Origin of the sequence: Frateuria flava, from assembly GCF_017837635.1 — a bacterium.
Lineage (GTDB): Bacteria > Pseudomonadota > Gammaproteobacteria > Xanthomonadales > Rhodanobacteraceae > Frateuria_A > Frateuria_A flava.
The window spans coordinates 127,861-151,173 of record NZ_JAGJRS010000010.1; the positions used below are offsets into that span (position 1 = coordinate 127,861).

Sequence of the window (23,313 nt, forward strand, 5' to 3'; positions counted from 1 at the left end):
CGTGCGTTGAGAGCTGACCAGCTACTGAGGTTGCCAACACCGCTCTTGTCCATAGCGGCATCGGCAGCGTGCGCGAACCAAAGAAATGCGCCGAGTGGAACGGCAAGAGCGACGGCTGCGATGTTGGCTGAACGAGCAAGTCCCATGTTTGGCCTGCCTAACGCTTAGTAGACCCCGGATCGGGGCATATGCACTGGATGGTCCGTCGGGCTTGGGCTGAGGTCAAGGGGCGAAATCCCTTTGGCGATCAACGGGATCGGCCTGACAGGCACCTTTGGGGGCGCGAGGCGCACCCCGTGCATATCACGCGAATCGGGGTGCTATTGCTTATGGCTCCGGAAGTGGAGGAATAAACCGTATGGTGGGCGCGGGCGGTCTGCTCCGCGCCGGCGGGCGGTTGCCTTGGCTCAGAGCAGCCGCAGCAGCTCCTTCATCATGGGCAGCCGCCGTACGCGTACGGCGCTGGCGCGGAAGACGGCGTTGGCCAGGGCGGGGGCGGCGGTGGGCATGGCCAGGAAGCTGGCGCCGGTGGGGGCGCGGTCGTTGGGGACGAGGATGACTTCCACGTCATTGGGCAGCTGGGCCATGCTGGCGAGCGGGTAGTCCTTGAAGCCCTGCTGCTGGACCTGGCCGTTCCTGAAGGTGATCGCCGGGTTCAGGGCGTTGGAGAGGGCATCGAGGGTGGCGCCGGCGACCTGGCCCTGGAGGCCCAGCGGGTTGATCACGCGGCCGACGTCGACGGCGCAGACCACGCGCACGATTTCCAGTTTCTCGCCGTGCACGGCCGCTTCGATCGCGTGGGCGACGTAGGCGCCGTCGATATGCCAGCAGGCCACGCCCATGCCGTTGACGTTGTGCAGCCAGTTCTTCCACTCGATGCGGTCGGTGACCAGCTTGAGCACGTTGAGCAGTCGCCCGACGTCGAGCATGCCGCCACCGGGCAGCGCAAGCTGCCGGGGTTTGCCGAGCAGGCGCAGGCGGGTGTCCAGCGGGTTCTCGCGCAGGGTGTGGGCGATCTCGTCGATGAAGCTCTCGACGGCGAAGGCGTTGGTGACGTGCGGCTCGCCGCGGAAGGGGCCCCGTGGCATCCCCGAGGCGAGGCTGTACCAGTCGTTGCGGTAGGCGGGAACCAGGCCGGCGGGCAGCTGGTCGGCAGCGACTTCGGAGGTCCACAGGCGGTCGGCGGCGACTCCGCGGCCGGTGAGCGCCGAGGCGCTGGCCATGCGCTGGTCCCAGCCGATGAGCGTGCGCTTGCGGCCGATGATCGCCTTGATCTTGTGCACCGTGCCGGAGCGGTAGTAATCGTGGGTCAGGCCCTGTTCGCGCGTCCACATGAGCCGCACGGGCTTGTCGACGGCCTTGGCCAGCATCACTGCTTCGGCGACGTAGTCGTGGTCGAGCCGACGACCGTAGCCGCCGCCCACGCGGGGCACTTCGATGGCAATCCGGTCCGGCGCCAGGCCGGTCAGGCGCTGCACCACGGACCAGGCCTGTTTCGGCGCCTGGGTCGGCACCACCAGCGTGGCCTGGTCCTTGTCCAGACGCACCAGGCAGTTCATCGGCTCGGGTGTGGCGTGGGCGAGCCACGGCTGGACGTAAGTAGCCTCGACGCGGCGCGCGGCTTTGCGGCTGGCGGCCTTGAGGTCGCCCTCATCCCGAATGCGCGTGGTCGGTGCGCTGTCGGTGTCGAGCAGGGCCAGGGCCTGGGCTTCGAGCTTGCCGCTGTCCTGCTCGGCGCTGTGGGCGCCAGGTTTCCATTCGAGCTTGAGTTCGGCCAGGCCGCGCAGCGCCGCCCAGGTGTTCTCGGCGAGCACGGCAACGGCCGGGGCGATCGCGGTCTCGCCCGGGGCCACGTCCGTTTCGGGATTGATCGGCATCACCTTGACCACGCCCTTGATGGCCAGGGCGGGCGCAGTCTCGATGCTGGCCAGGCTGCCGTCGGGCCAGGGGCACTGCGCGAGGACGGCGACGAGCGCGTCGGCGTAGTGCGCGTCCAGCGCATAGCGGGTCTGGCCGGTGACGATGTTGCGCGCGTCGACATCGCCAGCCGGTCGCCCGATCAGCGTGTAGCGTTGGGGCGGCTTCAGCGGCAGCGGGGCGTTGGGCGGATCGATCTTGCCGGCCGCCTCGACCAGGCTGCCGTAGGGGAAGCGGCGGCCGTCCGGCGTGACCACCATGCCGGCTTCGCAACGCAGGCGGTCGGCGGCGATGCCCAGGCGTCGGGCGGCGGCCTGGGTAATCAGCCAGCGCGCCAGTGCACCGGCCTGGCGCAGGTCGGCCCACGCGGCGGGGATCGAGTCGCCGGTGCCGCTGCGCTGGTGGCCGTAGGTCCACACCGGCTTGCCGTTCTTCGCTTCCACGCCCAGGCCCAGCGGCACGACGGTGACGCGGGTCCAGTCGGCGTCCAGTTCCTCCGCGATGATGCGCGGCAACGCGGTGGCGGTGCCGGTACCGGTATCCGGGTCGCGCGCACCGATCAGCACGTTGCCGTCGCGGTCGATGCGCACATAGGCACCGAGGCGCCCGAAGTCGTCACCGAGCATCGCCGGCGGGATCGGTACCTCGGCATCGGCATAGCCCACGCCGACGACCAGCGCGCCGGCGGTGCCGGCGAGCACCTGCAGGAAGCGACGGCGCGAGAACTGCAGTCCGGTGCTCATGCCTTGACTCCCGCGGCGCGCTTGATGGCGCGGCGCACGCGCGTCTGCACGCCGCAGCGGCAGCGGTTGGGCAGCTTGTCGATGTCCTCGTCGGTCGGCTTGGGTTTGCGGGTGAGCAGGTCGATACCGGCGATCAGCCAGCCGGGCGTGCAGTAGCCGCAGCCGATCGCGTCCTCGTCGATGAAGGCCTGCTGCAGGGGATGCAGGCTGCCGTCGGCGTGGGCCAGGCCCTCGACGGTGGTGACGCGGGCGCCGACCAGCTTGGCCATCGGGCGCTTGATCGCCGAGACCGCCTTGCCGTTGACCAGCACCAGGTCGTAGCCGTCCTCGCCGTGCGCGTCGCCCAGCTTGGTGCCGGTCAAACGCAAGACGTCGCGCAGGTACCACAGCAGCGGCATCAAGGGATCGCCGGTGTGCCGGAAGCGCTCGCCGTTGACGATCAGGTCGATGCCCTCGCGCACCGGTTCCGGCGTGATGTCGCCGGTGGTGGCGGGCGGCAGGCCCTGGGCTTGCGCTTGCTGCATCGGGGCGGCTCCTTGCGAGGGTCGCCTATTGTGGCATCGCGCAGGTGATGAGGCAGCCGGGGGCGGGCGGGGTGTTCAGTTGGGGCTCCTGGCGGTTTGCCCCCTTCCGCCCTTCGGGCACCTTCCCCCGTGGAACGGGGGAAGGATCGGGTATTGGGCGGTCCCGGCGACCGAGCCTTGCCCCGCACGAGGGGAGGGCCGTGGCGGAAGCCTGGTTTGCCGAGCCTTCCCCCGTTCAACGGGGGAGGTGCCGACAGGCGAATGGGGAAGCCTTGCGGAACTCAGAATTCCTGCCACCCGCCGGCCACGGCGAGGCTGGCGATCGGCTGAGCCGCTTCGGCACGATGCGGCGCCGGGATGGGCGCAGGTACGGCGGGTGCAGCGCCTCCCTCACCCAACTGGAAGAACGCCACCTCGTGCAGCAGCGAGCGCGCCTGCTCCTGCATCGCCCGGCTGGCTGCGGCCGCTTCCTCAACCAGCGCGGCGTTCTGCTGGGTGCTTTCGTCCATGGCGGTGACGGTGGCGCTCACCTGCAGGATGCCGGCGGACTGCTCGCGGCTGGCGGCGGCGATCTCGGCGACGATGTCGGTCACCTTCTTCACGCTGGCCACGATCGCCTCGAGCGACTGGCCGGAACGGCCCACCAGCGCGCTGCCGGTCTGCACCTTCTCCACACTGTCGGCGATCAGGCCCTTGATCTCGCGCGCCGCGGCGGCCGAGCGCTGGGCAAGGCTGCGCACCTCGGCGGCGACCACGGCGAAGCCGCGGCCCTGCTCGCCGGCGCGCGCGGCCTCGACCGCGGCGTTGAGCGAGAGCAGGTTGGTCTGGAAGGCGATCTCGTCGATTAGGCCCACGATGTCGGCGATGCGCTGGCTGGAGGCATTGATCGCCTGCATCGAGGCGTTGGTCTCGCCCATCACCGCGCCGCCCTGTTCGGCCTGCGTGCGTGCCTCGCGGGCGAGCTGATCGGCGCGGTCGGCGTTGGCGGCGTTCTGGCGCACGGTGGCGGTCATCTGCGCCATCGAGAGCGAGGTCTGCTCCAGGCTGGCGGCCTGGACCTGGGTGCGGCGGGAAAGGTCGTCGTTGCCCTGGGCGATCTGCGCGGAGGCATCGCCCACCTCCAGCGACACGCCGCGGATCGCGCCGACGATGCTGGCCAGCTGCGCGGCCATCGCCTGCAGACGGCCGAGCACGGCGTCCTCGTGGACGGTGCCGGCGTCGTCGACCGCAAGGTCGCCGGCGGCGATACGCGCGACCACGGTGCGCAGCTGTTCGGGTTCGGCGCCCAGGTCGCGGGCGATGGCGCGCAGCATCTGCCAGGCGCCGAGCAGTAGCACCAGCACGATCAGCACGCCGGACACGGCATTGCTGACCATCATGCGCTGGACGCCTGCATGCGAGGCATCCAGCCGCTCGCGCACGGTCGCGGTGGCGGCCGTGATGTCGTCGGCCAGTTGCTTTTCGAGCGCCTGCTGCGACTGCTGCATGGCGGCGACGGCAGCGGCGGTGGTGTCCGAGGGCGGGCCGAGCATGGTTTCGGCAGCGTGCGTGGCCGTGCCGACGTAACCGTCGTAGGCCTTGCCCAACGCATCGGCGGCGGTGCGATGGTCGCCGAGCGCGCGCAGGGCGGTGAGCGTGGTCTGGGCCTCGGTAGCGATGGCGCGGGCGTCGTCGAGCTTCGCCTTGTCGCCTTCGGCGACAGCGTTCTGCACGGTCTGGGTGGTGTGCTTGAACTGCTGGTCGAACTGCTTGAGTCCTTCCAGGTAGGGGTAATCCACCGCCCCAAGCGAGGCGACGGCATTGCCGGTGCGCGTGGCGACGGCGGAACTGGCCAGCCAGCCGGCCAGGAACAGCGCCAGCGTGATCGCAGGCGCCAGCAGGATGCGGGTCTTGAACTTCATGGTTACTACTCCGGGGGAACACGCGCGCCCCCGGCCATCCCTGGCCGGCAGTTGCGCGGCTTACGGCAGCTTGACGGCGGCCTTGACCGAGCCGTCGAGCGCGCTTTCGTCGACGTAGCCGACGGCGGTCGGGTCGGCGGCCACGGCCTTGACCACGGCGGCGTCGTTGGCCAGTTCGCGCGGCGGCAGTGCGCGGCCGCTGAACACCAGGCGCGACCACACCGCCTTAACCTGGCTGGCCGACTTGCCGGCCACGGCCTGGTAGAAGCGCTCGCGCGCCGGGTTGCTGTCGGGCAGGTCGTACAGCTTGGCGCTGCCACCGCCGGGCAGCGCGGTGGTCTTGCCGAGGTAAAGCGAGGCGGCGGTGGCCTTGTCCAGTGCGCCGGCCGGGCTCTTGGCGCTGACGATCACGGCGATGCCGGCGAAGGCGGGCGTGGTCGCGAGCACGAGGGCGGCAGCGAGGACGGTTTTGCGGATGATCGATCGCATGACGGTGCCTCCGCTTAGAACACGAAGTCGGCAGCGACCGACACCACGTTCACGGGGTGACCGTTGTAGCCGGGCTGGATCTTGGTGAAGGTGCCGCCCGCCACGGACGGACGGACGTGGTCGAACTGCGCCTTGATCGCCAGCTTGCTGGCCGCGTCCCAGCGCACGCCCAACGACGCGGTGTGCTGGTCGTTGCCGGCGGCGAGCTGCGAGACGCCCATCGACAGCGGCAGCAGCGGACCGACCGGCGGCACGGCGTAGAGGTCGCTGTCGTCCTGCTTGGAGTAACCGGCCCAGGTCGCGTAGGGCATCCAGTCGCCGTGGCGCCAGCCGAGCGTGCCGTACCAGCCCTGCGCGACGCCGAGCAGGCCGCTGGAGCGCAGCTTGCCGTACTCGCCGGTGGCCATGATGTTGTGTGCGTCGTAGGTGCCGCCCAGGCTCAGGAAGGTGGCGCGGTTGTTCTGCGGCAGCAGCCTGGTGGCCACTGCGCCGTAGCCGGCCATGCCCAGGCCGGCGGCCAGCATGTCGGTGTTCTGCGAAACGTAGGTGGCCTTGCCGGTGCTCAGGCCGCCGCGCACGCGCAGGTTGCCGATCTCGTAGGTCGCATAGGCGCCGCTGAGCTGGTTGACCTTGATGCGCGCGTTGCGTTCGGTGCTTTCCGGCAGCGGGCTGGAGGCGTGGCCTTCGAGCAGCTGCAGGGTGAACACGCCGTCGGCCAGGTCATGCGACCAGCGCAGATCGGCGCCTTCGTAACGGTCGAGCGCAGCGAGGTTGTAGACCTCCAGCGGCGCGCGCAGCCACGGGTTGGCGTAACCGACGTAGCGATAGTCGGATACCAGGTAGGCCGGCCAGCCGAGGCGGCCCAGGCGCACGGTCACGTTGTCGCTGGCCTTGTAGCTGACGAAGCCCCACTCCAGCTGCGGGCGGAAGCGGCCGCGGGCGTCCTGCATGGCGATCGCCTGCACGGTCGCGCCGAGCTTGGGGGTAAAGCTGAAGTCGATCTGGCCGCCGACGCGCGAATCGACCAGCGCCGAGCCGCCCTTCCGGGCGCCCTTGAGCTGGCCGGGGTTGGTGAACAGCACATCGTCGCTGTTGGTCGCCGCGTAGCCGGCGGTGCCGAAACCGGAAAAGCGCCAGGAGAAACCATCATCGCTGGCGTGTGCCGCGCAGGCGGCCGAAAGCGCGGTCGCCAGGACGGCGGCGCGCAGGAAGATACGGGACATGGGGGGACTACCTCGGGGGGATAACTGCTTGTTGTGTCCCGGTTATCGGCTGCCACGGGGTCCACTTGAATGCGCGGCGGCGGTCGTTCAGCAAGGGGCTAACGGATGGTGCGCGCCGCCATCCACCGCCAGAGGTAATACACCGGCACGCCAGCCAGCATGATCAGCACGCCAATGCCGGCGTTGCGCGGGTTGTCGCGCATGGTCGCGACCACCACCGCGCCGATCGCGGCGACGAACAGCAGCGGCAGCAGCGGGTAGCCGGGCACCCGGAAACGCACCTCGCCGCGGTCGTGGCGGCGGTACCAGAACAGCGTCGCCACGCCGACCGCGCAGGCGAGCCAGTCGCCGAAGGTGGCGTAGTCCAGCAGCGCGCCGTAGCTGCCCGACAACGCCAGCACGATCGCCCAACCCGAAAGCGCGGCCAGCGCCACGTTCGGCGTGTGGTAGCGCGGATGCAGGCGCGCCACGGCGCCGAAGAACAGCCCGTCGGCGCCCATCACCTGCAGCACCCGCGCACCGGCGACCAGCGTGATGTTGCAGAAGCCCAGCGTGGAAATGGCGATACCCACCGCCATCAGCCGCGCGCCGAGGGGGCCGAACATGCGGTCCATCACCTGCGCGGCCGGCGCGGTGCTGGCGGCCAGCCCGTCATGGCCGAGCACGGCCAGGTAGGCGAGGTTGACCAGTGCGTAGGCGCCGATCACCACCAGCATGCCGATCAGCAGCGCCCGCGGCAGGTTGCGCTGGGGCGCGTCGATTTCGCCGGCCAGGTTGTTGAGGTAGGTGAAGCCCGAATAGGCGAACAACACCGGCAAGGCTGCGCCCATGAAGCCGACGCCGGTGCGCGCCGGATCGACCGCCAGCGCCGCCGGCGCGTGAGCGCCGGCCAGATACAGGCCGCATCCCACCAGCACCGCGACCGCCAGCAGCTTGAGCAGCGCGAACAGGTTCTGCACCTGCGCGCCCAGCCGCAGGCCGAACAGGTTGATCAGCGCCACGAACACCAGTGCGCCGACGGTCAGCGGCAACGCGGCCGATGCCGGCAAGGCGAAGGCGGCGACCGTGTAGCTGGCGAAGATGGTGGCCACCGCCGCGGTCGAGCCGGAATAGATCACCAGCAGCATGGTCCAGCCGAACAGGAAACCGGCCAGCGGGCCGAAGGCCTCGCGCAGGTAGACATAGGTGCCACCCGCCTGTGGCCGGCGTGCGCCGAGCTCGGCGTAGCACAGTGCGCCGATGAGGGTGAGCAGACCCGCGCCGATCCAGGCCAGCAGCAGGGCCAGACCCGATCCGGTGCGCTGCGCGGCAATGCCGGGGTTGAGGAAAATGCCGCCGCCGATGATGCCGCCGACCACGATGAGGGCGGCGTCCCAGGGGCCGAGGCTGCGCCGGTAGTCGTTCGTCGGATTGCTCACATCGATGCCGTTGCGTTGATGAGGCGCGGAGCATCGCTGGTGTGTGCGGGGTGGGCAAGGGTGGGCTGAGGCGGGTTGCCCCCATCCGCCCTGCGGGCACCGTCCCCCGCGCGCGGGGGAAGGATCGGGGTTTCGCGTGATTCGACCTACCGAACCCTTCCCGTTCGGGAAGGGCTCGAACGTCTTGCGGGATGCCACCTACCGAGCCTTCCCCTGCGCGCGCGGGAAGCTGCCGAAGGCGGATGGGGTGCCCGCAGCGGGAGCTCCGCCGCGCTTGGGACCCTTGCCGGCCCGTGGACACGTCCTGCAAAGCGGGGAGGGATGCTAGCGAGCCTTCCCCCGTTCCACGGGGGAAGGTGCCGAAGGCGGATGGGGGCGCCCGGAGCGGGAGCCGCGCCGGCTTGGAACCCTTGCCGGCCCGTGGACACATCGAGCAACGCGAAGAGGGATGCTAGCGAGCCTTCCCCCGTTCCACGGGGGAAGGTGCCGAAGGCGGATGGGGGTGCCCGGAGCGGGAGCCCCCTCCGCTCAGAACAACCGCAGGAACGCGTCCAGGTTCGCCACGTCCAGCGTGCCGATGCCCGTGCCCGGCGTGTAGTGCGGCTTGCCCTGGTAGAACCAGTTGTCGCCGTCACGCACGCTGTTGAACGCCGAGTAGCGGCCGTAGCCGAACACGTTCTGCAGGAAGTACACCTGCGGGTTCCAGAAGCCCACGCGATGGCCAAGGCTCTGCGTCAGCAACGCGCTGACGCCGTTGAGCTGCGGCGCCACGAAGCTGGTGCCGCCGCTGGACACCACGCCGCCGTCGGTGCTGGAAACCACCAGGTAGCCGGTCTCCGGATCGGCGTTGAGCGAGATATCAGGCACGTTGCGGCCGCGGAAATGGCCGGGCAGCTTCGCCAACGTGGTCGGGCCGGCCTCGGGGTCGTTGTAGACCAGTGCCTGGTGCTTCTCGCTGCGACGGATGCCGTGGGTGAAGCGCTGGTAGAACGGCGTCTCCCAGTACACGCTCACGCCACCGCCGCCGCCGACCGAGAACAGGTCGATCAGGCCGGGCCCGAAGTGGGTGTCGAAGTAGTTCTGCAGGTAGTCCCAGCCCCACACGCTCTCGCGCTTGATCGACTCCACCGGCCCACCGCTGAAGGAATAGCTGAAGGGCACGGTGGTGCCGCCGGCGGCGGTGATGTACGGATCGGACGCGGGCGAGTCGACCGTCAGCGGCGCGCTGAATTCGCCCGGACCGTCGCCGTGGCCGAGGCCGCGCACGGTGTCGTAGGCGCCGGAGTCGCCGGAGGCGGCGAACACCGACTGCCCCTGCACCGCGGCCTCCAGGAAGATCTGGTGGAACGCGCGCAGGTCGCCCACGTCGGTGGTGTCGGACACATCGGCACCGGCCACGTTGAGCGCGGCGAAGTTGTAGATCTCCGGCAGGCCCCAGCTGGTGGAGATGCTGTCGGCAAGGTTGTCCGACACGGCCTGCGCGAAGGCCGCCACGAAGTCGCCGCTGGTGTTGGGCGCGTCGTAAACCAGGATGTCCGCGTTCGGCGCCAGGCCGCCGGACTGCTCCACGTCCAGCGCGGTCTCGCCGCTGCCGCCGTTGATCGCGCCACCGCCGTTGACGTGCACCTGGGTGATGCGGTGCGGCTTGGTCACCAGGCCGATGCCGTCCCAGTAGGCCTCCGCATCGGCGGGGTCGAAGTTCGACAGCGTGACGATGCCGATGGTCGAACCCTTGCCGGTGATGCCGCGGTCGTACAGCGGGTTGATGTTGTAGAAGTTGGCCGCATCGCCCACGGTGTAGCTGCCCGGGATGCCGGTCGCGGTCGGGTTGCCGCCGGCGGCCGCCTTCAGGTTCGGATGCAGCGACTGCGGCGCGAAGGACGTGGTCGGCATCAGGACCTTCGGCGCCTTGATGCGGTGGGAGATGAACTGGCGCTCGTTACTCAGGCCGCTCACCACGGTCACCGTACCGGCCAGTGCCGCCGGCAGCATCGGGCGGGTGGCCGGGCGATGGAACATGCGGCCGTCGTCGGCCTTGTAGGCATGAATGGTGGTGCCGAACGCCTGGCCCAATTGCGCCAGCGAACCCTGCACGCGGATGGCCATCCGGTTGTCCATCACCTGGCCACGTAGCCCCTGCTGTTTCAGGTAGGCCTGCACGCCAGCGATCTGCGCGTCGGTGGCGCCGAAACGTTCGGCGAACTGCCGCGTGGTGAGAAAGCGGTGGTAGTGAGGGTTGCCGGGCGTGACGGTCTGGCGGATCAGCTGTTCGAGCTGGTCTTCGTGGCGCAGCTTGAGCATCAAGGTGACGTTTGCCGGCTGGCTGGCGGCGGCCAGGCCCATGTCGGTGGCCGATTCGGTCGTCTGCGCGGCGGAAGCCGCACCGGCGAACAACAGTGCGCAAGAGACGGCAAGGGCTTTCTGGTGGAACTTCGCGAGCATGGGGTTCTCCCTGAGATGCACGCGACGGAACGACACAGGGGTGAAGCACTGCGCCGACAGCCGCGGGCGTGCGATGGTGGCTAAAGGTTCCTTGTCGGCGCCGCACCCCCTGCGGACGACGCCACCGCCGAGCTTGCACCCTGGCGCCCGGCAAGGGAAGGGCCACGCGCCTGTGACTCAGTCGAGCGCGAAGGTTCCGCGCACGCCGACCACGCATTGGCCGCCGATGCTCACCGCGCCGGATGCCTCGTCGATGCCGACCGCCACGCGCCCGTCGCGGCCCACTTCGCGGCCCTGGCTGGCGACATAGCGATGGCCGTAGCGCGCCAGGTCGCCGGTGTGGTGCAGCAGCGCGCCGATCGCCGCGTTGGCGCTGCCGGTGACCGGATCTTCCGGAATGCCGTCGGCTGGGCAGAACGCGCGTACGGCCATCGCCGCATCGCCGCTCGCTTCGGCGCCGAACACGCTTACCCCGATGGCTCCGCGGGCCAGGCACAGCGTGGCGATCGCCGAGAGATCGGGTGCCAGCGCCCGGACGGTGCGCGCCTGGCCCAGATCGCAGACCAGCCACAGCGGGCCGTTGTCGATCGAATGCACGGCGGTGGCGGAAAGGCCCACGCCCAGGGCATCGGCCAGCGAGGCGGCGAGCGACGCATCGGCGCGGTCGATGCGCGCTGGCGGCGCCTGCACGTGGATCGTGCGCGTGGCGCCGCTGCCCTGCACGGCCACCGGCAGCAGGCCGGCGGCGCATTCCTGCACCAGTGTCGATTGCACCGGCACGCAGCCGGCCTCGATCGCGGCATAGGCGCTGCCCACGCTGGGGTGGCCGGCGAACGGCAGTTCCTGGCGCGGGGTGAAGATGCGCACGCGATAGTCCGCGTCCGGTGTCGACGGGCGCAGCAGGAAAGCGGTTTCCGAGAGGTTGGTCCAGCGCGCGATGCGCTGCATCGTCGGCCCGTCCAGCGCATCCGCGCCGACCACTACCGCCAGCGGGTTGCCCTCGAGCAGGCGCGAGGCGAACACGTCCAGTTGCAGGAACTCGAAGGTGGCCATCGGCGTCGCTTCTTCGACAGGGGAGGGTGCGAGTGTAGGCGATCGCCTACAGTCGAAAGTCGTGGCCGTTCTTGGCACGCACGCGCGCCAGCGGTGCCTTTGGGTGTTCCTCCCTCCTCGCTTGCCGGCGACATGCCCGCGGCTGACCCGGCTCGGGCAGATCTTGTAGGCAATCGCCTACAGCGCAAATTCTTGCGTCCACCTAGAATGCGGCGCCCGGCATGCCCCGCCGGGCGTACCGACATAAGACAAAACAGGGATTCCAAGCATGAACAAGATTCTGACCGTCGCGCTCGGCGCGGCGCTGGTCGCCGCGTCCGCTTCGGCTAGCGCCGCCGACGCCAACGGTGCGTTCTTCATCAACGCCGGCGTGGGCCAGGCGCAGTACCACGTCGGCCATACCGACGACCTGGGCTACAAGCTCGACGACAAGGACACCGCCGGCGCGCTGCGCTTCGGCTACGCCTGGAAGGTCGGTAACGGCTTCGACCTGGGTGTCGAGGGTGGCTACGTCAACCTGGGCAAGCTGGTGGCCAAGTACGTGGCCCAGAATGAAGACGCTTCCATCATCGAAATCGAGAAGGCCGACGTCGAGGCCAGCGGCTGGGTGCTCGGCGGTAACGGCAAGTACACCTTCACCAACAAGTGGTTCGTGTCCGCGCGCGCCGGCTGGTTCCATTCCACCGCGGATGCCAGCTACCGCTACGAGGTGATCTACGCCGATGGCCCGGACTACGTCGATTACGCCAGCGGCGACGCCGACGGCAACGGCTGGTACGGCGGCGTGGGCGTGGGCTACAACTTCTCGCCGAACGTCAGCCTCGGCCTGAACTACGACAACTACCACGGCAAGGGCGAGACCGACCTGGGCGACGTCGATGGCAACATCGGTGTGTATACCGTGACGGCCGAGTTCCGCTTCTGATCCAACCGGGGCGGGCCTCGCGAAGGCCCGCCCTTCCATCATCAAGGACGAACCGATGATCAAGTATGCGATGTCGCTTGCTGCGCTGGCCTTCGCCGGCGCCTGCAGCTCCGCTCCCGCGCAGGACAGGAATGCGCTCTTCGTCAGCGCAGGCGTGGGCCATGCCGACTACCACGTCGATGAAGTCGCGGGCAACTATTACCAGGACACTACCGGCACCGCCGCGGCGCTGCGGCTGGGCTACCTGTGGCATGGCCCGGTGGATTTCGGCGTCGAAGCCGGCTATGTCGACCTGGGTGAACTGAAAACCTCGCTGATCAGTGGCGCAGTCCTCGAGGAAGCGAAGGTCAACGCGAAGGGCTGGCTACTCGGCGCGACGGGCAAGTACCACTTCGCCGACGCGTGGTTCGTGTCGGCGCGCGGCGGCTGGTTGCATGCCTCCAGCGACGTGGACTACCGCGTGAGCACGCCGGTCGGTTCCATGAGCGGCAGCAGCAGCGTCGACGGTGACGGCTGGTATACCGGGATCGGCGCCGGTTATGACTTTTCGTCGCACCTCAGCCTCGGGCTGAACTACGACAACTATCACGTCAAGGCCAGCACCGACGACGTCTCCGCCGACGCCAACGTCGGTACCTGGATGGTGACGGCCGAGTACCGCTTCTGATTCCGAATGTGACGCCACCGCGCACCACAACGGCCGCCCTTGGGCGGCCGTTGTTTTGTCCGGTTCGGCCGGCTGCGGCACAATAGCCGGCTTGTGCGCCGCACAAAGCGGTGCGTTGAAGCCGAAAAGCCGCCCATGACCACCATCAAGCAAGACGATCTGATCCAGTCCGTCGCCGACGCGCTGCAGTACATCAGCTACTACCATCCGGTCGATTACATCACCAGCCTCGCCGCCGCCTACGAGCGCGAGGAGTCGCCCGCCGCGCGCGATGCGATGGCGCAGATCCTGATCAACTCCCGCATGGCCGCCGAAGGCCACCGGCCGCTGTGCCAGGACACCGGCATCGTCACCGTGTTCCTGAAGGTCGGCATGGACGTGCGCTGGGAGGCGACCATGAGCCTGGAAGACATGGTCAACGAGGGCGTGCGCCGCGCCTACAACCACCCGGAGAACAAGCTGCGCGCCAGCGTGCTGGCCGACCCGGCGGGCAAGCGGCTGAACACCCGCGACAACACGCCTGCAGTGATCAACATGTCGATCGTGCCGGGCGACAAGGTCGAGGTGATCGTGGCGGCCAAGGGCGGCGGCTCCGAGGCCAAGAGCAAGTTCGTGATGCTCAATCCGTCCGACTCGATCGTCGACTGGGTGCTCAAGACCGTACCGACCATGGGCGCGGGCTGGTGTCCGCCGGGCATGCTGGGCATCGGCATCGGCGGCACCGCGGAGAAGGCCATGCTGCTGGCGAAGGAATCGCTGATGGAGCACATCGACATCCAGGAGCTGATCGCGCGCGGGCCATCCAACCGCATCGAAGAGCTGCGCATCGAGCTGTTCGAGAAGGTCAATGCGCTGGGCATCGGCGCGCAGGGCCTGGGCGGCCTGACCACGGTGCTCGACGTCAAGATCAGGGACTACCCGACCCATGCGGCCAACCTGCCCGTGGCGATGATCCCCAACTGCGCGGCAACGCGCCATGCGCACTTCACGCTGGACGGTTCGGGCGCGGTGATGCTCGATCCGCCGTCGCTGGAACACTGGCCCAAGCTCACCTACGACGCGTCCAAGGGCCGCCGCGTGAACCTGGATGCCGTGACCCGCGAGGAGGTGGCGAGCTGGAAGCCGGGCGAAGTGCTGCTGCTCAACGGCAAGCTGCTGACCGGCCGCGACGCGGCGCACAAGCGCATGGTCGAGATGCTCAACAAGGGTGAGCCGCTGCCGGTCGATTTCAACGGTCGTTTCATCTACTACGTTGGCCCGGTCGACCCGGTGCGCGATGAGGTGGTCGGCCCCGCCGGCCCGACCACCGCCACGCGCATGGACAAGTTCACCGAGCAAGTGCTGGCGCAGACCGGCCTGCTGGGCATGGTCGGCAAGGCCGAGCGCGGCCCGGCGGCGATCGAGGCGATCAAGAAGCACCGCTCGGTCTACCTGATGGCCGTCGGCGGCGCGGCGTACCTGGTATCCAAGGCGATCAAGGCCAGCCGGGTGGTCGGCTTCGCGGACCTGGGCATGGAGGCGATCTACGAGTTCGAGGTCAAGGACATGCCGGTGACCGTGGCGGTGGATTCGTCCGGCAGCTCGGTGCACCAGACCGGGCCGAAAGAGTGGCAGGCGCGGATCGGCAAGATCCCCGTCTTTGTTCAATAACGCCGTGCGCACAGCGCATACCACCGCCCCCTCTCCCCTCCGGGGGGAGGATTGAGGTGAGGGGTCGGGGCTTGCGGGGAGCCGCTTCCTCTCCCCTCCGGGGAGAGGACCGAGGTGAGGGGCCGGGGCCACGGGGAGCCGAAACTGGGCGGGGCTCGGTAGGCAGGGTCGAGGCCAGGTCGACCCCTCACCCCAACCCTCTCCCCGGAGGGGAGAGGGAGCCTGACGCCGGGCAAATTCATGCTCTCCTCCATGCCGGCCTCCCGGCCTGAGCCATGCAAGTCGAGTCCATGACAATTGGATGGCTAAACGTCCATATTTCGCCCGCAAAAATCCATTGCATTCCCCTTGCCGCAGCGCAACACTGGCGCGATTGCCTTTCGCCACCACTGCAATGGAGCCCCCGTGACCCCGCAAAACCCCGCGCCGCTTCCGGCGGACGCGCCCTGGATCGTGATGAAGTTCGGCGGCACGTCCGTCGCGACGCTGCCGCGCTGGCAGAACATCCGTGAGCTGATCGCCAGCCGCCGCGCCGAAGGCGCCCGCGTGCTGGTGGTCGTGTCCGCGCTCACCGGCATCACCGACGCACTGAAACAGCTGTGCGCCGAGGGCAACGGGGACAAACGCAAGGCGGCGGCCGGCGCCATCGCGCAACGCCACCATGAGCTCCTGGGCCATATGCAGCTGGCGTTGCCGGACAAGCTCGCCGCGCGGCTGGGCGACCTGGCGGCGCTGGCCGCGGACGGTCCGCTCGCACTGGGCGAACTGGCCTGGGCGGCGCAGGTGCAGGCGCATGGCGAGCTGATGTCCAGCGCGCTGGGCGCGGCCTACCTCACGGCCAGCGGCCTGCCCACGCAGTGGGTGGATGCGCGCGAATGCCTGGCCGCCATCGCGCTGCCCAACCAGAACGAGCGCACGCGGCTGCTGTCGGCGACGGTGGAGGCGCAACCCGATCCGGCGCTGTCGGCGCGGCTGGCCGCGCAGGGCGAGGTGTTCATCACCCAGGGCTTCATCGCCCGCGAAGCGCAGGGACGCACGGTGCTGCTTGGCCGTGGCGGCTCGGACACCTCCGCGTCCTATTTCGGCGCCTTGCTCAAGGCCGCGCGCGTGGAGATCTGGACCGACGTGGCCGGCATGTTCACGGCCAATCCGCGCCAGGTGCCGGGTGCGCGATTGCTCCAGCGGCTGGACTACGAAGAAGCCCAGGAAATCGCCACCACCGGCGCCAAGGTGCTGCACCCGCGCTGCCTCTCGCCGCTGCGGGAGCCGCGCGTGCCGCTGCTGATCAAGGACACCAACCGGCCCGAACTCGAAGGCACGGTGATCGGCCCGGAGGTGCGCGAGCACGCGCCGAGCGTCAAGGCGATCAGCGCACGCAAGGGCCTCACGCTGGTGTCGATGGAGTCGGTCGGCATGTGGCAGCAGGTCGGCTTCCTCGCCGACGTGTTCGCGCAGTTCAAGAAGCACGGGCTTTCGGTGGACCTGATCGGTTCGGCCGAGACCAACGTGACCGTGTCGCTGGACCCGACCGAGAACCTGCTCGATTCGGACGCGGTGGCTGCGCTGGCGACCGACCTGGCGAAGGTGTGCCGGGTCAAGGTGATCGCGCCGTGTGCGGCGATCACGCTGGTCGGCCGCGGCATGCGTTCGATGCTGCACACGCTGTCGAACGTGCTGGCCGAGTTCGGGCAATTGCGTGTGCACCTGATCTCGCAGTCGTCCAACAACTTGAACCTCACTTTCGTGGTGGACGAGACGGTGGTGGACGAGCTGCTGCCGCACCTGCACGAGCTGCTGATTGCCGCCGGCGCGCTGCGCACCGACGACAGTGCGCTGTTCGGGCCGAGCTGGCAGGCGCTGTACGGGAGCGGCGAGGCGGCGACACAGGGCACCGCGTGGTGGCGCACGCCGGCCGAACGCGAGCGCCTGCTGGCGCTGGCTGCTCAGGCCACGCCGCGCTATGTCTACCACCTGCCCACGGTGCGCGCGCAGGCGCGGGCGATGAAGTCGCTTGGCGTGGTCGACCGCGTGCATTACGCGGTAAAGGCCAACACCCATCCGGCGATCCTGCGGGCGCTGGCGTCGGAGGGCTTTGCCTTCGAGTGCGTGTCACCGGGCGAACTGAAGGCCGTGCTGGCGGCCGTGCCGGACAGCGCGCCGCTGCTGTTCACGCCCAACTTCGCCCGCCGCGCGGACTACCTCGAAGCACTGGCTACGCGCGCCACGATCACGCTGGATGCGTTGCATCCGCTGGAGCACTGGGGCGAGCTGTTCCGTGGTCGCGAGATCGCGCTGCGCGTGGATCTCGGCCGCGGGCTCGGTCATCACGAAAAGGTGCGCACCGGCGGCAACGGCAGCAAGTTCGGCCTGCCGGTGGAGCAGCTGGACGCCTTCCTGCGCCTGGCCGACGCCCACCAGGTGAGCGTGAGGGGCCTGCATGCGCACCTGGGTTCCGGCGTGCTCGATCCGAAGCACTGGGGCGAGGTGTATGCGCAACTGGCGAGCCTGGCCGAACGCATCGGCAGCGTCGCCTTCCTCAACATCGGCGGCGGTCTGGGCGTGCCCTCGCACCCGGGCGAGGCGCCGCTGGACATGGCGGCGCTGGACCGCGTGCTGCGCGAGGTCAGGGCGGCCTATCCGCACTACCGGTTGTGGATGGAGCCGGGGCGCTACCTCGTCGCCGATGCCGGCGTGCTGCTGGCGCGCGTCACCCAGACCAAGGGCAAGGGCAATCTGCGCTACCTCGGCGTGGACACCGGCATGGACAGCCTGATCCGCCCGACCCTGTACGACGCCTGGCACGAGATCGTGAACCTGACGCGGATCGACACGCCCGCGGAGGCGCTGTACCAGGTGGTCGGGCCCATTTGCGAGTCGGGCGACGTGCTGGGTACGGACCGGCGACTGCCGGAGGCGCAGGAGGGCGATGTGATGCTGATCGCGCAGGCGGGGGCGTACGGCAAGGTGATGTCGTCGCGCTACAACCTGCGGGATGAGGCGGATGAGGTAGTGCTGGACGACTGAGGCGAGCCCCGGCCCCTCACCCCAACCCTCTCCCCGGAGGGGAGAGGGAGCTGGTTCTGCGCGGGATGTAAACCGAGCGACGCCCACGCTCTGGCTCCCTCTCCCCTCCGGGGAGAGGGTTGGGATGAGGGGCCGCTCTAGCGACAAAGTAACGAGGGCGGCCTTGCTTTAGCTCCCTCTCCCCTCCGGGGAGAGGGCTGGGGTGAGGGGGCGCTCTAGCGAAAGACCCCCATGGAGTGAGGGTTCAAGGATGAAACGCATGAACGTGGACCGGGCGCGTGGACTGCGCCTTGGCATGACCGACGCCGAGCAGGCGATTTGGTATCGCCTGCGGAACCGACAGCTGGATGGCTGCAAGTTTCGCCGGCAGCACGAGGTCGATCGCTACGTGGTCGACTTCGTGTGCACCGAGCGGATGCTGGTTGTGGAGTTGGATGGAAGCCAACACTTCGATCAGCAGGACTACGACGAGGCACGCACGCGTTATCTGGAAGCCAAGGGCTACCGCGTACTGCGTTTCTGGAACAATGACGTACTGACGAACATCGAGAGCGTGCTCGAGGCGGTAGTGGAGGCTTTGGCGAGCCCCGGCCCCTCACCCCAATCCTCTCCCCGGAGGGGAGAGGGAGCAGGGGCGCAGCGCGTTCCACCGGAGTGATCGAGTGACGAATATCAACCCCCGCCTGACCCAGAGCTTCCGCTTCCTGCGCGCCACCTACGCCGATGGCGTCGCCGAACTGGCCTACGCCTTCGACCAGGGCGAGGAGATGGTCGAGCGCATCCGCTTCCCGGATGCGCCCGCGTTGCCGGCCGAACGCCAGCATGCCTTCGACGCCGCGCTGAGGCTGCTGCACCTGGTCGCCGGGGTGAGCTACTACAAGGCCGGCGTGCCGCCGAAAATCGAGGTCGAACCGCTGGACGAGGCGACGGCCGATCTGGCCGACGCGCTCTACCTCCATGGCCTGGCCGAGTTCGCCTACCGCAACGGCCTGGACCTGCGCGGTCGCGTAGCTTTCCCGCGTGGTGGCGCCACGCCGGTGGCGGCGCCCGTTCTCGACCTGCCCAAGCGCACCCTCGTCCCTATCGGCGGCGGCAAGGACTCGCTGGTCGCGGTAGAAGCGATCAAGTCGATCGGCGGCGCGGCCACCGCGGTGTGGATCGGCAACTCCCCGCTGATCGCCGCCTGCGCCGAACGCACCGGGTTGCCCACGCTCAACATCCAGCGCGAGCTTTCGCCAGTGCTGTTCGAACTCAACCGCCTGGGCGCCTGGAACGGCCACATCCCGGTCACGGCCGTGAATTCCGCGATCCTGGCGCTGGCGGCGATCCTCTATGGCTACGACTCGATCGCCTTCGCCAACGAACGTTCCGCCTCGGCCGCCACGCTGGAGTACGAGGGCCAGCAGGTGAACCACCAATGGAGCAAGGGTTTTGCTTTCGAGGCCATGCTGTCGGACTGGCTGCACACGCACGTCGCCGCGGACCTGGATTACTGCTCGCTGCTGCGCCCGTATTCGGAGCTGGCGATCACCCGCGCCTTCGCGCGCCTCACGCCGTACTTCGACGCGTTCTCCAGCTGCAACCGCAACTTCCGCATCCTCGGCCCCAAGCCGGCCGACCGCTGGTGCGGGCAGTGCCCGAAATGCCATTTCGTGTTCCTGGCGCTGGCGCCGTTCCTGCCCAAACCGCGGCTGCTTTCCATCTTCGGACGCAACCTGCTCGATGACGAGACGCAGGCCGCGGGCTTCGATGCGCTGCTCGAATACCAGGACCACAAGCCGTTCGAATGCGTGGGCGAGGGTGCCGAGGCACGCGCCGCGATGTACGCGTTGAGCCAGCGCCCGGAATGGCAGGAGGATGCGCTGGTGGCACGCTTCATCCGCGAGATCCTGCCGCAGCTGGACCACTCGCAGCTGGCCATCGAACCCTGGATGCTGCCTTCGGACGAACACCGCGTGCCGGCGCGGCTGCAGCCGGCCTTGCAGGCGATCGGCTGATGCGCATCGCCGATCTGGACGGGCAACGGGTTGCCATCTGGGGCTTCGGTCGCGAGGGCCGGGCAGCGATCGCGGCCCTGCGCGCGCGCCTGCCGCAGCTGCGCCTAACGCTGTTCTGCAGCGCCGCCGAGGTGGCCGCGGCGCAGGCGTTCGATCCCGCCTTGCTGGTGCGTGCCGACGAGCCCGACGCCGTCGCGCTGGGCGGCTTCGACGTGGTGTTGAAGTCGCCGGGCATTTCCGCGTACAAGCCGGCACTGCTCGGCGCGGTGGCCAGCGGCACGCGTTTCACCTCCGGCACCGCGCTGTGGTTTGCCGAGCAGCCGCAGGCGCCGGTGGTCGCGGTCACCGGCACCAAGGGCAAGAGCACCACCACCGCGCTGATCGCACACCTGGCGCGAAGCCTGGGCGTGCGCACGGCGCTGGCGGGTAACATCGGCCTGCCGCTGCTGGAGCTGCTCGATGCGCAGGCGCAACTGTGGGCGGTGGAGCTGTCCAGCTTCCAGACCGGCGAGGCCGGACCGTTGCCACTGGGCGTGATCACCAGCCTCTACGAGGAGCACCTGGACTGGCACGGCTCGCGCGAGCGCTACGTTGCCGACAAGCTCAAGCTCGCGCAGGCGGCGCGCACGCTGCTGGTCAACGGCATGCAGGAAACGCTGCTCGAGCGCACGGCGGCGCACCCGCGGCGCGTGCTGTTCGGTGTGGCCGAGGGCTGGCATGTGCGCGACGGCTGGATCCGGCGCGCTGACGAGCGCATCTTTGCCGCGGCGGACCTGCCCGTGCCCGGCGCGCACAACGCGCTCAACGCCTGCGCCGCGCTCGCCGCGCTGGAAGCGATGGGCCATGACGCGCGTGCGGCGGCACCGGCGCTCGCGCATTTCCACGCCTTGCCGCACCGCCTGCAGCCGCTGGGCGAGCGCAAGGGCCTCGCCTGGATCAACGATTCGATCAGCACCACGCCGCAAGCCACGCTGGCGGCGCTCGCGAGCCTGGAAGGCCGGCAGGTCACGGTGATCGTCGGTGGGCATGATCGCGGGCTCGACTGGTCCGATTTCGTCGAGGCGGTGGGCGACCAGGCCGCTCTGGCGATCGTGGCGCAGGGCGCCAACGGGCCGCGCATCGCGGCGGCGCTGCGCGATGCGCAGGCGCTGGGCGAGGTCGCACTCGTGGCGACGCTGGCCGAGGCGGTGGCGAAGGCGAGGGCGCTGACCCCGGCCGGCGGCGTCGTGCTGCTGTCGCCTGGCGCGCCGAGTTTCGACCAGTTCCATGATTACGCCGAGCGCGGGCGCCGTTTTGCCGAGCTGGCGGGATTCGATGGCGCGGCGATCAGCGGGATCGAGGGACTCGGGGTCGCCTGAGCGGGCGGGCCCGGGCCTTCGGCCTGCGCCGGGTGGGAATGCCAGGCAACGGTGTTCGGCCACGAGCTCTGGCGTCCTTGTCGGGAGCGAGTGCTGCTGGGGCGAATCCAGTGCGGGTTTCCCGCAGGGCTTCCCCCATCCGCCCTTCGGGCACCTTCCCCCGCGCGCGGGGGAAGGATGTGTGGGGCGAGCCCTGTACCGTGCTGGGCGAGTCCTGACTGGTCTTTACCGCGAGCGCCGGGAACGTGCCGACAGACGGATGGGGCGCTCTGTGCGGATTCGGCGGATGCTTCCGAAAGGCAGCAAACCCATGACCCCAAACGCATCGTCCGCCAGTGGACTCCCGTCGGTTCGACCGGAGCCTGCTGGCGGACGATGCGTGGTGGCTTGGTGGGTGTGCGCACACCCGCCGTGTCGCCGCCATGGCGCGGCCGGGCGGCGCAAGGCCGCCCGCCGGCCGCGAGTCGCTACTAGCCCTCGGACTCCTTGCCCTTGTTCACCAGGTCGCGCACGCGATGGCCGCCCTTGGTGCCCAATTCGGAGTAGCCCTCCGGGCCCAGCTCTTCCTTGCGCGCTTCGCCGCCCTTCTTGCCGAGCGCCGAATAGCCTTCCGGGCCGAGTTGTTCCTTGCGCGTTTCACCGCCTTTCTTGCCCATCTCCGAGTAGCCCTCGGGGCCGAGCTGTTCCTTGCGGATCTCGCCGCCCTTCTGGCCGGCTTCGCGCACGCTCATGTCACCGGTGTTCTTGTTGCTTGCCATGGTCGATACCTCTTGGTCTGCAATGGTCGATAAAGCCCTGCAAGGACTTCAGTGGTTCTTGCGCGCGGACTGCTTGCCCTCGTCCACCAGTTCGCTCACGCGCTGGCCGCCTTTCTCGCCGAGCTTCTGGTAACCCTCGTGGCCCAGTTCGTCCTTGCGGGCCTCGCCGCCCTTGTGGCCGGCTTCGCGGACGGTCATGTCGCCCTTGTCGTGGGTCTGCTTGCTCATGCTTGTCTCCTCTGCTCGGGGCTACTCGATCTCGCCGTAGCCCTTCATCACGTCTTGCGGGCCGCCGTAGTGGTCTTCGGGCAGCTTGCCGATGGTCTGCATTACCTCGTCGGGGGCGTCATTGCGACGCGCGGCCTCGACCAGATCCTGCTTTTTGGCCGGGTAGTTCACGCCGGACAGGTACTTCTGCACGTTGGCCGGCGAGTTGCCTCCTAAACCTCGTGTCATGGTGAACCTCCGCGATTACTCGCCGCCCTCGGAATTCTTGCCCTTGTTGATCAGGTCGCGCACGCGCTCGCCGCCCTTCTGGCCCAGTTCGGAATAGCCTTCCGGCCCCAGCTGCTGCTTGCGCGTCTCGCCGCCTTCGCGGCCGATCTCGCTCATCGCGTTCGGGCCACGCTGCTCGCGCAGGGCCTCGACGCCCTGGTGGCCGAGGTCCGAGTAGCCCTCGGGGCCGAGCTGTTCCTTGCGGATCTCGCCGCCCTTCTGGCCGGCTTCGCGCACGCTCATGTCGCCACTGCCGCTGGCGTGGGACGGGGTCTGGTTGTTGCGATCGTTGTTTGCCATGGTGTGTCTCCGGGTTGTCAGGGGAGCCCGCCAGGCGGGCGTGGCATGCGTTGCAACGCGTATGCCAGTGTGCAGGGCGCCGTGCCACGCGGTTGGCGGTCGGAGGCAGCGGGCAGCGCATGTAATTTGCGCTTGCACTGGAAAGAACTGCCGGCCTCGCGCGCGTGCCTGGGGCGCCTGCCTGTGTCGTCAGTCCCCCTCGCTCTGCTTGCCCTTGTTGATCAGGTCGCGGACGCGATGGCCGCCCTTGGTGCCGAGTTCCGAGTAGCCCTCGGGGCCCAGCTCTTCCTTGCGCGCTTCACCGCCCTTCTTGCCGATGGCCGAATAGCCCTCGGGGCCGAGCTGCTCCTTGCGGATCTCGCCGCCCTTCTGGCCGGCTTCGCGGACGGTCATGTCGCCCTTGTCGCTGTGCTGGTTCTTCATGGTTTG

At 69.0% G+C, this 23,313-nt stretch carries 19 protein-coding genes and 1 pseudogene; 7 read left to right on the forward strand and 13 right to left on the reverse strand.

Going from position 1 to position 23,313, the window contains the following annotated elements; all coding sequences use genetic code 11:
• Nucleotides 1-407: 407 nt before the first annotated feature.
• The 8 genes from J7I44_RS04920 to J7I44_RS04955 form a co-directional block, all read right to left on the reverse strand.
• Complete coding sequence (locus J7I44_RS04920; protein WP_209616718.1) at nucleotides 408-2,660, reverse strand: xanthine dehydrogenase family protein molybdopterin-binding subunit; 2,253 nt, start codon at nucleotides 2,658-2,660, stop codon at nucleotides 408-410.
• Nucleotides 2,657-3,184, reverse strand: coding sequence for a (2Fe-2S)-binding protein (locus J7I44_RS04925; RefSeq protein ID WP_209616720.1), 528 nt, complete (start codon nucleotides 3,182-3,184; stop codon nucleotides 2,657-2,659). Before J7I44_RS04925 ends, J7I44_RS04920 begins: the two co-directional genes overlap by 4 nt.
• 281 nt (nucleotides 3,185-3,465) lie before the next feature.
• Nucleotides 3,466-5,085: a methyl-accepting chemotaxis protein gene (locus J7I44_RS04930; protein WP_209616722.1), complete on the reverse strand. Its 1,620-nt coding sequence runs from the start codon at nucleotides 5,083-5,085 to the stop codon at nucleotides 3,466-3,468.
• Nucleotides 5,086-5,145: 60 nt separating this feature from the next.
• On the reverse strand, nucleotides 5,146-5,574 hold the full coding sequence (locus J7I44_RS04935; protein ID WP_209616723.1) for a hypothetical protein: 429 nt from the start codon (nucleotides 5,572-5,574) through the stop codon (nucleotides 5,146-5,148).
• Nucleotides 5,575-5,588: 14 nt separating this feature from the next.
• On the reverse strand, nucleotides 5,589-6,797 hold the full coding sequence (locus tag J7I44_RS04940; RefSeq protein ID WP_209616725.1) for a hypothetical protein: 1,209 nt from the start codon (nucleotides 6,795-6,797) through the stop codon (nucleotides 5,589-5,591).
• A 98-nt stretch (nucleotides 6,798-6,895) separates the two neighbouring features.
• Nucleotides 6,896-8,215, reverse strand: a complete 1,320-nt coding sequence (locus J7I44_RS04945) for an APC family permease (protein WP_209616728.1) — start codon at nucleotides 8,213-8,215, stop codon at nucleotides 6,896-6,898.
• Nucleotides 8,216-8,743: 528 nt separating this feature from the next.
• A complete protein-coding gene (locus J7I44_RS04950; protein WP_209616731.1) occupies nucleotides 8,744-10,657 on the reverse strand; it encodes a S53 family peptidase in 1,914 nt (637 codons plus the stop codon).
• 177 nt (nucleotides 10,658-10,834) lie between these two features.
• A complete protein-coding gene (locus J7I44_RS04955; protein ID WP_209616734.1) occupies nucleotides 10,835-11,710 on the reverse strand; it encodes a PhzF family phenazine biosynthesis protein in 876 nt (291 codons plus the stop codon).
• Between the two features lie 268 nt (nucleotides 11,711-11,978).
• Between J7I44_RS04955 and J7I44_RS04960 the strand changes: the two genes are divergently transcribed.
• The 7 genes and pseudogenes from J7I44_RS04960 to murD all read left to right on the forward strand — a co-directional run bounded on the left by J7I44_RS04960 (nucleotide 11,979) and on the right by murD (nucleotide 21,331).
• Nucleotides 11,979-12,635 carry an outer membrane beta-barrel protein gene (locus J7I44_RS04960; RefSeq protein WP_209616737.1) on the forward strand — a complete coding sequence of 219 codons (657 nt, stop codon included), beginning with the start codon at nucleotides 11,979-11,981 and terminating at the stop codon, nucleotides 12,633-12,635.
• A 55-nt stretch (nucleotides 12,636-12,690) separates the two neighbouring features.
• Nucleotides 12,691-13,302: an outer membrane beta-barrel protein gene (locus J7I44_RS04965; protein WP_209616739.1), complete on the forward strand. Its 612-nt coding sequence runs from the start codon at nucleotides 12,691-12,693 to the stop codon at nucleotides 13,300-13,302.
• A gap of 135 nt (nucleotides 13,303-13,437) precedes the next feature.
• Complete coding sequence (locus tag J7I44_RS04970; RefSeq protein WP_209616742.1) at nucleotides 13,438-14,952, forward strand: fumarate hydratase; 1,515 nt, start codon at nucleotides 13,438-13,440, stop codon at nucleotides 14,950-14,952.
• Between the two features lie 456 nt (nucleotides 14,953-15,408).
• Nucleotides 15,409-17,976 carry a bifunctional aspartate kinase/diaminopimelate decarboxylase gene (locus J7I44_RS04975; protein ID WP_245187945.1) on the forward strand — a complete coding sequence of 856 codons (2,568 nt, stop codon included), beginning with the start codon at nucleotides 15,409-15,411 and terminating at the stop codon, nucleotides 17,974-17,976.
• Between the two features lie 250 nt (nucleotides 17,977-18,226).
• Nucleotides 18,227-18,596, forward strand: a pseudogene (locus J7I44_RS04980) (endonuclease domain-containing protein); the annotation flags it as partial.
• Between the two features lie 42 nt (nucleotides 18,597-18,638).
• Nucleotides 18,639-19,973: a UDP-N-acetyl-alpha-D-muramoyl-L-alanyl-L-glutamate epimerase gene (gene murL / locus J7I44_RS04985; RefSeq protein ID WP_209616748.1), complete on the forward strand. Its 1,335-nt coding sequence runs from the start codon at nucleotides 18,639-18,641 to the stop codon at nucleotides 19,971-19,973.
• Nucleotides 19,973-21,331: a UDP-N-acetylmuramoyl-L-alanine--D-glutamate ligase gene (gene murD, locus J7I44_RS04990; protein ID WP_209616752.1), complete on the forward strand. Its 1,359-nt coding sequence runs from the start codon at nucleotides 19,973-19,975 to the stop codon at nucleotides 21,329-21,331. Before murL ends, murD begins: the two co-directional genes overlap by 1 nt.
• A 470-nt stretch (nucleotides 21,332-21,801) precedes the next feature.
• Here the strand turns inward: murD and J7I44_RS04995 are convergent, their stop codons facing one another.
• The 5 genes from J7I44_RS04995 to J7I44_RS05015 all read right to left on the reverse strand — a co-directional run bounded on the left by J7I44_RS04995 (nucleotide 21,802) and on the right by J7I44_RS05015 (nucleotide 23,307).
• Entirely contained in the window at nucleotides 21,802-22,089 is a 288-nt protein-coding gene (locus tag J7I44_RS04995; protein WP_209616755.1) for a KGG domain-containing protein, read from the reverse strand.
• A gap of 48 nt (nucleotides 22,090-22,137) precedes the next feature.
• On the reverse strand, nucleotides 22,138-22,317 hold the full coding sequence (locus J7I44_RS05000; protein ID WP_209616758.1) for a hypothetical protein: 180 nt from the start codon (nucleotides 22,315-22,317) through the stop codon (nucleotides 22,138-22,140).
• A gap of 21 nt (nucleotides 22,318-22,338) precedes the next feature.
• Nucleotides 22,339-22,545 (reverse strand): DUF2795 domain-containing protein, encoded by a 207-nt coding sequence (locus tag J7I44_RS05005; protein WP_209616760.1) that lies wholly within the window; start codon nucleotides 22,543-22,545, stop codon nucleotides 22,339-22,341.
• Between the two features lie 15 nt (nucleotides 22,546-22,560).
• On the reverse strand, nucleotides 22,561-22,884 hold the full coding sequence (locus J7I44_RS05010; RefSeq protein WP_209616763.1) for a general stress protein: 324 nt from the start codon (nucleotides 22,882-22,884) through the stop codon (nucleotides 22,561-22,563).
• Between the two features lie 189 nt (nucleotides 22,885-23,073).
• Nucleotides 23,074-23,307 carry a KGG domain-containing protein gene (locus J7I44_RS05015; RefSeq protein ID WP_245187929.1) on the reverse strand — a complete coding sequence of 78 codons (234 nt, stop codon included), beginning with the start codon at nucleotides 23,305-23,307 and terminating at the stop codon, nucleotides 23,074-23,076.
• Between the last annotated feature and the right edge of the window lie 6 nt (nucleotides 23,308-23,313).

Excerpts from the sequence above, each read along its gene's own strand:
- J7I44_RS04920 (WP_209616718.1), bottom strand. The coding sequence starts at position 2,660 with ATGAGCACCGGACTGCAGTTCTCGCGCCGTCGCTTCCTGCAGGTGCTC.
- J7I44_RS04925 (WP_209616720.1), bottom strand. The coding sequence starts at position 3,184 with ATGCAGCAAGCGCAAGCCCAGGGCCTGCCGCCCGCCACCACCGGCGAC.
- J7I44_RS04930 (WP_209616722.1), bottom strand. The coding sequence starts at position 5,085 with ATGAAGTTCAAGACCCGCATCCTGCTGGCGCCTGCGATCACGCTGGCG.
- J7I44_RS04935 (WP_209616723.1), bottom strand. The coding sequence starts at position 5,574 with ATGCGATCGATCATCCGCAAAACCGTCCTCGCTGCCGCCCTCGTGCTC.
- J7I44_RS04940 (WP_209616725.1), bottom strand. The coding sequence starts at position 6,797 with ATGTCCCGTATCTTCCTGCGCGCCGCCGTCCTGGCGACCGCGCTTTCG.
- J7I44_RS04950 (WP_209616731.1), bottom strand. The coding sequence starts at position 10,657 with ATGCTCGCGAAGTTCCACCAGAAAGCCCTTGCCGTCTCTTGCGCACTG.
- J7I44_RS04955 (WP_209616734.1), bottom strand. The coding sequence starts at position 11,710 with ATGGCCACCTTCGAGTTCCTGCAACTGGACGTGTTCGCCTCGCGCCTG.
- J7I44_RS04960 (WP_209616737.1), top strand. The coding sequence starts at position 11,979 with ATGAACAAGATTCTGACCGTCGCGCTCGGCGCGGCGCTGGTCGCCGCG.
- J7I44_RS04965 (WP_209616739.1), top strand. The coding sequence starts at position 12,691 with ATGATCAAGTATGCGATGTCGCTTGCTGCGCTGGCCTTCGCCGGCGCC.
- J7I44_RS04970 (WP_209616742.1), top strand. The coding sequence starts at position 13,438 with ATGACCACCATCAAGCAAGACGATCTGATCCAGTCCGTCGCCGACGCG.
- J7I44_RS04975 (WP_245187945.1), top strand. The coding sequence starts at position 15,409 with ATGAAGTTCGGCGGCACGTCCGTCGCGACGCTGCCGCGCTGGCAGAAC.
- murD (WP_209616752.1), top strand. The coding sequence starts at position 19,973 with ATGCGCATCGCCGATCTGGACGGGCAACGGGTTGCCATCTGGGGCTTC.
- J7I44_RS04995 (WP_209616755.1), bottom strand. The coding sequence starts at position 22,089 with ATGGCAAGCAACAAGAACACCGGTGACATGAGCGTGCGCGAAGCCGGC.
- J7I44_RS05000 (WP_209616758.1), bottom strand. The coding sequence starts at position 22,317 with ATGAGCAAGCAGACCCACGACAAGGGCGACATGACCGTCCGCGAAGCC.
- J7I44_RS05005 (WP_209616760.1), bottom strand. The coding sequence starts at position 22,545 with ATGACACGAGGTTTAGGAGGCAACTCGCCGGCCAACGTGCAGAAGTAC.
- J7I44_RS05010 (WP_209616763.1), bottom strand. The coding sequence starts at position 22,884 with ATGGCAAACAACGATCGCAACAACCAGACCCCGTCCCACGCCAGCGGC.
- J7I44_RS05015 (WP_245187929.1), bottom strand. The coding sequence starts at position 23,307 with ATGAAGAACCAGCACAGCGACAAGGGCGACATGACCGTCCGCGAAGCC.